This window comes from Bradyrhizobium sp. P5_C11_2 (assembly GCF_054049755.1).
In genome coordinates, this window is record NZ_JBFULT010000282.1 from 1 (window position 1) to 9,633 (window position 9,633).

Below are 9,633 nucleotides of genomic sequence, written 5' to 3' on the forward strand. Positions count from 1 at the left end.
GCGCGCGGGCCGCCCTTGGCAAGCTCCTGCTGCCGCGCGATCACGTTGACCTGGTGGTAGTGCAGCGCGTGCAGCGTCGCTGCGGTCGGCGACGGCACCCAGGCGGTGGTGGCGCCGGCCTGCGGATGGGCAAGCTTCTGCGCAAGCATGTCCGCCATCTTGTCGGGCGCGGCCCACATGCCCTTGCCGATCTGGGCGTGGCCGGGCAGGCCGTCGATCAGGCCCATGTCGACGTTCCAGTCCTCATAGGCCTTGATCCAGGCTTGCGCCTTCATCTCGTTCTTGCGGATCATCGGCCCCRCTTCCATCGAGGTGTGGATCTCGTCGCCGGTGCGGTCGAGGAAGCCGGTGTTGATGAACATGATGCGCTTGGAGGCGCGCTGGATGCAGGCCTTGAGGTTGACGGTGGTGCGCCGCTCCTCGTCCATGATGCCGACCTTCATGGTGTTCTCGGCAAGCCCCAGCATCTTCTCGACGCGGTCGAAGATCTCGCAGGTCAGCGACACCTCGTCGGGGCCGTGCATCTTCGGCTTGACGATATAGGCAGATCCGGTGCGGCTGTTCCTGACCTTGGAATTGCCTTTGAGGTCATGGATCGCAAGCAGGCCCGAGACGGCGGCGTCGAGCAGGCCCTCCGGAATCTCCTCGCCCTTCTCGTCCAGCACCGCGTCGGTGAACATGTGATGGCCGACATTGCGCATCAGCAGCAGGCTGCGGCCGTGCAGCTTGACCTCGCCCTTGCCGTCCGGCGTCTTGTAGCTGCGGTCACTGTTGAGCGCGCGCGTCAGCGTCTTGCCGCCCTTCTCGAAATCGGCCGACAGCGTGCCGTTCATCAGGCCGAGCGTGTTGCGGTAGACCAGCACCTTGTCCTCGGCATCGACCGCCGCGACCGAGTCCTCCATGTCGAGGATGGTCGAGACCGCGGACTCCATGAGCATATCGGCGACGCCGGCCGGATCGTCCTTGCCGATGATGTTGCTGCGGTCGATCCTGACCTCGACGTGCAGGCCGTTGTTGACGAGCAGCACGGCGGAGGGCGCGGCGGCATCGCCCTGGAAGCCCGCGAACTGCGCGGCGTTCTTCAGCGCGGTGGCGTTGCCGCTCTTCAGCTTCACCGCGAGCTGGCCGGCGACCACGCTATAGGCGGTGACGTCGGTGTGGCTGCCGGTCGCGAGCGGCACGGCGGCATCGAGGAACGCCTTGGCCTTGGCGATCACCTTGTCGCCGCGTGCCTTGTTGTAGCCCTTGCCGGCGTCGCCCGCATCATGCGGGATCGCGTCGGTGCCGTAGAAGGCGTCATAGAGCGAGCCCCAGCGCGCATTCGCCGCGTTCAGCGCGTAGCGTGCGTTGGTGAGGGGCACGACGAGCTGCGGCCCGCAGATCTTGCCGATTTCTTCATCAACATTGGCGGTCTCGACGGTCTGCGTCGCCGGCTCGGGCAGGAGATAGCCGATCTCCTTCAGGAAGGCGGTATAGGCGTTGATGTCGAACGGCTTGCCCTTGCTGGCGCGGTGCCAGTCGTCGATCTTGGTCTGCAGCGTGTCGCGGACCGCGAGCAGCGCGCGGTTCTTCGGTCCGAGATCCCGGATGATGGCGGCGAGCCCGGCCCAGAACGCGTCGGGCGCGATTCCCGTCTTCGGGGCCGCTTCCTTGGCGATGAAATCGAACAGGACGGGGGCGATCTTCAGTCCGTGGGCGTCGACGCGTTTCATGATGGGCTTTCTTGTTGGAAATGGCTGTTTTTGGCTGCTTTTGACCCGACAGCAGCAAAATGCGCCCGCAAAGGGCAGCTTTCAGGGTCCTATTAGCCTCAAAATCGGGGCCGTGAGAAGGCCCCCGACGCCTGTCAAAATGTCAAGGCGAGGTGGGCGGGCCGGCGAGGACGGCATCTGGCGTCAAATGCCAAAGCAATGGGCGCGATCTCTCCCCGGCGTCGTCCCGGCGAAGGCCGGGACGCATAACCACAGGAAGTAGTTTGGCGAAGATTAGTAGTCCGGGACTCGCACCTCATCCCCACCGAAAGATCACGTGGTATGGGTCCCGGCCTTCGCCGGGACGACACCGATGATGTGGCGCGATAATCGGCGCCTCAAATATTTGCGGCGAGATCCACCAGCTCGTCGAACAGCACGCCGGTCGCTTTCAGCATCTGTTCGATCTCATCGGCCGCCTCGGCAACCGTTCGCGTCGAGGTGTCGATCACGAGTTCGGCGGCCTCGGGCCTCTCGTAGTCGTTGCCGATGCCGGTGAACGACGCCAGCGCGCCGGCGCGGGCCTTCTTGTAATGGCCCTTGGGGTCGCGCTCCTCGCACACTTGCGCGGGCGTTGCGACGTGGATCTCGCGGAACGTGGTGTCGGCGATGCGGCGCGCGGTGGCGCGGTCCTCGCGCGCCGGCGAAACCGCGGCGACGATCGCGATGTGGCCGTTACGGGCGAGGTGCGTGGCGACCTCGGCGAGCCTGCGGATGTTCTCGCTGCGATCGGCGGCGGAGAAGCCGAGATCGCTGTTGAGGCCGGCCCGCAGCGTGTCGCCATCGAGCAGGATCGGCGAGCCGCCATTGGTGAACAGCCGCCGCTCCAGCGCCTTCGCCAGCGTCGACTTGCCCGAAGCCGGCAGGCCCGTGAGCCAGACCACCGCGCCGTTGTGGCGGTAGCGCGCCGAGCGTTCGTCGGGCCGCAGCGCGGATTCCACCGGCACGATGTCGACGGGAACGGCGCGCTGGCCGGCATCGACCGACAGCACCAGACCGCCGCCGGCGATGCGGCCGGACACCTCGATCACGAGGCGGCCGGTGCGCGGATTTTCGGTGTAGGGATCGGCTGCGATTGGACTGGAGAGCGAGATGTCGATCTCGCCGACATGGTTGCGGCCGATCGCCTTGTTCTCGATGCTCGAGAGCTCGCCGGGATCGACGGCCTTCTCGATCGCGACCACGGTGGCGCGGCTTTCCTTCGGGCCGCTGCGCACCAGCAGCTGGTCGCCCTTGGCGAGCGGCTTGTCGTGCAGCCAGAAGATCCGCGCGCGCAGCCGGCGCGTCTCGCGCGGGGCGGCGGCCGTGTGCGCGATGATGTCGCCGCGTTCGATGAACAATTCGCGGTCGAGCGTGATGCCGACCGAGCGGCCCGCGCCCTGAGGTCCGGCCACCGGCGTCACCGGCCAGCTCTCGACCGTCTTGATCCTGGCGATCTTGCCGGCCGGCATGATCACGATCTCGTCGCCGGCAACCAGGCTGCCGGATTCGATGCGGCCCGCGACGATGCGGCGGTCGTCGAACTTGTAGATCGCCTGCACCGGCAGCCGCAGCGCCAGCGCTTCCAGCGGGCGCGCCGGCTCGAGCCGGTCGAGCGCCTCGACCACGGTCGGGCCCTTGTACCAGCCGATGCGGTCGGTGCGCTCGGCGACGCCGTCGCCATCACGGGCCGAGATCGGGATCACCGCCGTTGGCTTTACGCCGAGGCCTTGCAAATGCGCCGAGATCTCGTCGCTGATCTCCCTGAAACGCTCCGCGGAGAAGTCGACGCGGTCCATCTTGTTGACGACGATCGCGACCTGCTTCACGCCGAGCAGATGCAGCAGATAGCCGTGCCGCCTTGTCTGGTCGCGCACGCCCTCGAGCGCGTCGATGATCAGCACCGCGCCGTCGGCCTGCGAGGCGCCGGTGATCATGTTGCGCAGGAATTCGGCATGGCCGGGCGCGTCGATCAGGACGATGTCGCGCGAATTGGTGCGGAAGCGGATCTGCGTGGTGTCGATGGTGATGCCCTGGTCGCGCTCGGTCTGGAGCGCGTCGAGCAGGAACGACCATTCGAACGGCATGCCGCGCCGTGCGCTGACGGCTTTGAGCATGTCGAGCTTGCCGTCGGGCAGGCTGCCGGTCTCATGCAAAAGGCGGCCAACCAGCGTCGACTTGCCGTGGTCGACATGGCCGACGATGACGATGCGGACTTGCGGCCGCGTCGTGCCGTTCGGGGTGGCGGGCGAAGCCGTGGGGACGATCATGTTCATAGCCGCGTTGCGTCCTTGAGATCAGGTCCTTGAATCAGGTCCTTGGGATCAGAGATAGCCGGCGACGCGCAGGCGCTCGAAAGCGTCCTCGGTCTCGTGGTCGAGCGCGCGCCCGGCGCGCTCCGGCACCTTGGTCTGCTCGAGCTCGACCAGGATCTCGTCGATGGTCGATGCGGTCGAAGCGACCGGATTGGTGATGTCCTGATCACCCAGCGAGCGATAGCGCTTGCCGTCCTTGGCGAGATACAGCGGGATGATCGGGATGTTCTCGCGCTTGGTGTAGGCCCAGATGTCGGCCTCGGTCCAATGCAGGATCGGATGGATGCGCAAATGCGCGCCCTGCGGCGGCGAGGCGTTGAAATGGTCCCAGAACTCCGGCGGCTGGTCGCGCACGTCCCAATTGCCTTCGAGCCCGCGCGGCGAGAACACGCGCTCCTTGGCACGCGTCGCCTCCTCGTCGCGGCGGATGCCGGCGATCAGGCCGTCAAAGCCGTATTTGGCGAGCGCCAGCTTGAGGCCCTCGGTCTTGCGCGCGGCGGAACGGGCGGCCGGCGGCAGCGTTGGGTCGACGGCATCGATGGGCGGGCAGGGCTCGACACGCAGGTCGAGATCCCATTCCTTCCCGTAATGATCGCGGAAGCGATACATTTCCGGAAACTTCTTGCCGGTGTCGACATGGAGGGCCGGGAACGGCAAGCGGCCGAAGAAGGCCTTGCGCGCCAGCCAGATCATGACGTTGGAGTCCTTGCCGAGCGACCACAGCAGCGCGATCTTCTTCAACCGGGCAAAGGCCTCGCGGAAGATGTAGATGCTCTGCGCTTCGAGCTGGTCGAGATGGTCCATGCTGGGGGCAAGTTCAGCAGAAAATTCTTGCGCGCGCACGCGTCCGGTGAGCGCGGGGCTGCTCAGTCGATCAGCAGCGGAATCGTCCTTGAGAAGATGCATCTCTGCCACTTTGCGTTTGGAGGCGAAAATTCTATAGTTGCAGCGCGGGAGAGAAGAAAAAATTTTCTCTTTGCGCGCTCGAAACGAGACATATATAGAAAATAATTCCAGTCAACCCCGTATGTGGGGGAAGCGAGTATCGCATGCGGTTCTTGCCGGTGTTCCTCGATCTCAAGGCCGGTCCGGTGGTCCTCATCGGCGCGGGCGAGCTTTTGCGCGCCAAGCTGCGCGTGCTCGCGGCTGCCGGCGCGCGCCTTCGCGTGCATGCGATCGACGGCAATCGTGATCTCGGCCTCGGATCTGATGACACGGCGCAGATTGCGCTTGCCGATGGCGATCCGCTGACCGCCGACCTTTCCGGCGTGATCGCGATCGTCTGCGCCGGTGCCGGCGATGTCGGTGTTGCGATGTCGGTACGCGCCAAGGCTTTGGGCCTGCCGGTCAACGTTATGGATGATCTCGACCATTCCAGCTTCATCTTCCCGGCGATCGTCGATCGCGGCGACGTCGTGGTCGCGGTCGGCACCGGCGGCACCTCACCGGTGGTGGCGCGGCGCGTTCGCGAGAAGATCGAGGCGCTGCTGCCGGCCCGCATCGGCGAGCTCGCCGAGTTCATCGGCGGCTTCCGCAAATCCATCAACGAGCGTATCGCCGAGTTTCCGCTGCGCCGCCGTTTCTGGGAACGCGTCATCGACGGCCCGATCGGGGCCGCCGTGCTCGCCGGCCGCAAGGGCGAGGCCGAAGCGGCGCTGAAGACGATTTCCGATCCGTCCGCGTTCGCGCGCGACGACAAGCCGGAAGGCTCCGTCACGCTGGTCGGCGCCGGCCCCGGCGATCCCGATCTGCTGACCATCAAGGCGCTGCGCGCATTGCAGGATGCCGACATCGTCTTTCATGACGAGCTGGTCTCGCCGGAAATTCTCGACCGCATCCGCCGCGACACCACGCGCGTTCCGGTCGGCCGCCGCGTCGGCAAGCCCGGCATCGGCCAGGACGCCATCAACAAGCGCATGATCGAGGCGGCGCAAGCCGGCCAGCGCGTGGTGCGGCTGAAGGGCGGCGATCCCTTCGTGTTCGGCCGCGGCGGCGAAGAGATTGAAGCCTTGCGCACGGCCGGCGTCCCCTATTCGATCATTCCCGGCATCACCGCAGGCCTCGGCGGCGCCGCCGATTTCGAGGTGCCGCTGACCTACCGTCACGAGGCGACCCGTATCACCTTCCTCACCGCGCACAAGGCGCGCGATGCGGAAGCCGTGGACTGGTCGACGCTGACCGACACCAAAATGACCGTCGTGGTCTACATGGGCATGACCGCGGCACCCGCCGTGCGTGCCGGCCTGTTCGCCGCCGGCCGCTCGCCGGAAACGCCGGTCGGCGTGTTCGCGCGCGTCACGCGTCCCGATGCGCAGGGCGCGATCGGCACGCTGCGCGACCTGCCCGAGCTGGTGCGGCGGACCCATGGCGGTCCCGCCATTCTCATCATCGGCGACGTGGTCCGGCATGCCGGCTCGCTTCGCCGCGAAACACCCAAACAAATCATCTCTGACCTGCTGGATGCTGCCGAATGACCTCTCCTCTGCAACAGAAACTCAAAATCAACGGTTCCTCCGTGGTGACGGCGAACCGCACCTGGGATGGCGTTGTCGTCTACCGCACCGCTGCCAAGGGCTGGTCGGCGGACCTGGCGGACGCCGCGATCGTGAAAAACTCCGACGAGGCAAAAGCGTTGCTCGCCGAAGCCGTTGCCGATGACGTCGGCGCCATCGGTCCCTATATCGCACCGGTGCAGGTCGACGAAGCCGGCAAGATCCTGCCCGGCAATCTGCGCGAGCAGATCCGCCGCGATGGCGTGACAATCGACTTGCCGGTCTGATCGCAGGTCGAGCTGTAAGGCACTTCAATCATGTACGCTTACGACGAAATCGACCGCACGCTGGTCAATGAGCGCGTCTCGGAATTCCGCGACCAGGTGCAGCGCCGCCTCTCGGGCGAGCTCACCGAAGACGAATTCAAGATGCTGCGCCTGCAGAACGGCGTCTATCTTCAGCTGCACGCCTACATGTTCCGCGTCGCGATCCCCTACGGGACGCTGGCGTCGAACCAGTTGCGGGCGCTTGCCCATGTCGCGCGCAAATATGACCGCGGCTACGGCCATTTCACCACGCGGCAGAACATCCAGTTCAACTGGATCAAGCTGTCGGACCTGCCGGATGCGCTCGCCGATCTCGCCGAGGTCGGCATCCATGCGATGCAGACCTCCGGCAACAACATGCGCAACGTCACCTCGGACCAGTGGGCCGGCGTCGCGCCCGGCGAGATCGAGGATCCCCGCATCTGGTCGGAGCTGATCCGCCAGCACACCACGCTGCATCCGGAATTCTCGTTCCTGCCGCGCAAGTTCAAGATCGCGATCACCGCGTCGGACCACGACCGCGCCGCGATCAAGGTTCACGACATCGGCCTGCGTCTGATCAAGAACGAGAAGGGCGAGACCGGCTTCGAGGTGCTGGTCGGCGGCGGTCTCGGCCGCACGCCGTTCATCGGCAAGACCATCAAGCACTTCGTCCATGGCCGTGATCTGCTCAGCTATATCGAGGCCATCCTGCGCGTCTACAACCAGTATGGACGCCGCGACAACATCTACAAGGCGCGCATCAAGATTTTGGTGCACGAGCTCGGCATCGAGAAATTCTCGCGCGAGGTCGAGGAAGAGTGGCAGCAAATCCGCAATTCCTCGCTCCAGATCGACGACGAGGTGATCGAGGACATCCGCTCGCGCTTCATCTATCCCGCTTACGAGAAGCTGCCGCACATGCCGGACGAGCTGCGGCAGGCCGCGGCTGATCCCGGCTTCGAGGCCTGGCGCAAGAACTCGGTCGCCGCGCACAAGAACCCCGGCTATTCCATCGTCACGATCTCGCTGAAGCCGATCGGAGCGCCTCCCGGCGATGCCACGGCCGAGCAGATGGATGCRCTCGCCGATCTCGCCGACAAATATTCCTTCGGTGAGATCCGCGTCGGCCACGAGCAGAACCTCGCGCTGCCGCACGTCGCCAAGCGCGACCTGCCGGCGCTGTGGAAGGCGCTCGACAAGCTCGGGCTCGCCACGCCGAACGTCAACCTGATCACCGACATCATCGCCTGCCCGGGTCTCGACTATTGCTCGCTGGCAAATGCGCGCTCGATCCCGATCGCTCAGGAATTGACGCGGCGGTTCGCCAACCACGAGCTGGCCAACCTGATCGGCCGTCTCCACATCAACATCTCCGGCTGCATCAACGCCTGCGGCCATCACCATGTCGGCCATATCGGCATTCTCGGCGTCGAGAAGAACGGCGAGGAGGTCTACCAGATCACGATCGGCGGCCGTGCCGACGAGAGTGCCGCGCTCGGCAATCTGATCGGCCCCGGCGTCAAGTTCGACGAGGTCGCGGACGTCATCGAGGATATCGTGGAAGCCTATCTCGCGCTGCGCGAGCGGCCGGAGGAGCTGTTCGTCGACACCGTGAAGCGCCTCGGCGTCGAACCCTTCAAGGAGCGCGTCTATGCCACTCGTTAACGGCGGAAAGATCGCCGACGACAGCTTCGTCAAGCTCGCCGTCGACACGCCGCTGCCCGAGGGCGGCGACATCCTGGTACCGGCTGAGCGCTTTTTGGCCGACGCGGAAGCGTTGCTCAAGCGCGGCGGCAAAATCGGCGTGATCTGGCCGAACAATCGCGACATCGCCGAGCTCGTGCCTCATCTCGGCAAGATTGCCGTCGTCGCGCTGGTGTTCCCGAGCTTCCGCGACGGACGTGCCTACAGCCAGGCGCGGCTGCTGCGCGAGCGCTACAATTATCGTGGCGAGCTGCGGGCCACCGGCCAGGTGCTGCGCGACCAGTTCGTGTTCATGCTGCGCGCCGGCTTCGATGCCTTCGAGGTCAAGAAGCAGGCCGACGCGGAAGCCTTCATGCAGACCGCGAAGCGCTATTCGGTGTTCTACCAGCCGACCGGCGACGGCCGGATCACCGCGCTGCACCGGCGCATGCAGCTGCGGCACTCCGAGGGTGTCGGCACGTGAACGCAGTCGCACCTCAGGTTTCAAAGCTCTCTGAGCGGCCCTCGGCGGCGGAGCTCGACCGCGCGCTGCGCGATGCCTCGCCCGCGGAGATCATCGCCGCGGCCCTGAAGACGGTCGGCCGCGACAAGCTTGCGTTGGTGTCCTCCTTCGGCACGGAATCGGCGACGCTGCTCAAGGTGATGGCGGATGTCGATCCGGCGATCCCGGTGGTCTTCCTCGACACCGGCTGGCTGTTCGAGGAGACGCTGGCCTATCGCGACACGCTGATCGCGACGCTGGGCCTGACGGACGTCCGTTCGATCAAGCCGGCCGAGGAGACGCTGTCGCGCGATGATCCCGACCGCGACCTCTGGTTCTCCGATCCCGACGCCTGCTGCCGCATTCGTAAAGTGGAGCCGCTGGCGCGTGCGCTGAAACCGTTCGCGGCCTGGATCAACGGCCGCAAGCGTTTCCAGGGCAGTGCGCGCGCCGACATTGCAGTCGTCGAGGACGACGGCGCGCGGTTGAAATTCAATCCCTTCGCCAATGTCTCGCGCGAGGAACTCGAGGCGATTTTCGTCCGCGCCAAATTGCCGCGCCATCCGCTGGTGCAGTCCGGTTTCCTGTCGGTTGTGTGTATGC

Annotated in this window: 8 protein-coding genes; 5 read left to right on the forward strand and 3 right to left on the reverse strand. The window is 65.7% G+C overall.

Going from position 1 to position 9,633, the window contains the following annotated elements; all coding sequences use genetic code 11:
• From ACXJL8_RS23940 to cysD, 3 genes are all read right to left on the reverse strand, one after another.
• Positions 1-1,712: malate synthase G (locus ACXJL8_RS23940; protein WP_456685691.1), on the reverse strand; the 1,712-nt coding region annotated here is incomplete at its 3' end.
• Positions 1,713-2,089: 377 nt separating this feature from the next.
• Positions 2,090-4,006, reverse strand: a complete 1,917-nt coding sequence (gene cysC / locus ACXJL8_RS23945; RefSeq protein ID WP_456620755.1) for an adenylyl-sulfate kinase — start codon at positions 4,004-4,006, stop codon at positions 2,090-2,092.
• Between the two features lie 48 nt (positions 4,007-4,054).
• Positions 4,055-4,849 carry a sulfate adenylyltransferase subunit CysD gene (cysD, locus tag ACXJL8_RS23950; RefSeq protein WP_456620754.1) on the reverse strand — a complete coding sequence of 265 codons (795 nt, stop codon included), beginning with the start codon at positions 4,847-4,849 and terminating at the stop codon, positions 4,055-4,057.
• A gap of 245 nt (positions 4,850-5,094) precedes the next feature.
• Here cysD and cysG point away from each other — a divergent pair, with 245 nt between their 5' ends.
• The 5 genes from cysG to ACXJL8_RS23975 all read left to right on the forward strand — a co-directional run.
• A complete protein-coding gene (gene cysG, locus ACXJL8_RS23955) occupies positions 5,095-6,519 on the forward strand; it encodes a siroheme synthase CysG (RefSeq protein WP_456620753.1) in 1,425 nt (474 codons plus the stop codon).
• Positions 6,516-6,824, forward strand: coding sequence for a DUF2849 domain-containing protein (locus tag ACXJL8_RS23960; RefSeq protein ID WP_456620752.1), 309 nt, complete (start codon positions 6,516-6,518; stop codon positions 6,822-6,824). The genes cysG and ACXJL8_RS23960 overlap by 4 nt, the downstream gene beginning before the upstream one ends.
• Positions 6,825-6,854: 30 nt before the next feature.
• Positions 6,855-8,510: a nitrite/sulfite reductase gene (locus tag ACXJL8_RS23965; protein WP_456620751.1), complete on the forward strand. Its 1,656-nt coding sequence runs from the start codon at positions 6,855-6,857 to the stop codon at positions 8,508-8,510.
• Entirely contained in the window at positions 8,497-9,012 is a 516-nt protein-coding gene (locus tag ACXJL8_RS23970; RefSeq protein WP_456620750.1) for a DUF934 domain-containing protein, read from the forward strand. The genes ACXJL8_RS23965 and ACXJL8_RS23970 overlap by 14 nt, the downstream gene beginning before the upstream one ends.
• Positions 9,009-9,633 (forward strand): phosphoadenylyl-sulfate reductase (locus ACXJL8_RS23975; protein WP_456685692.1); only part of this gene is annotated, 625 nt, incomplete at its 3' end. The genes ACXJL8_RS23970 and ACXJL8_RS23975, both read left to right, overlap by 4 nt.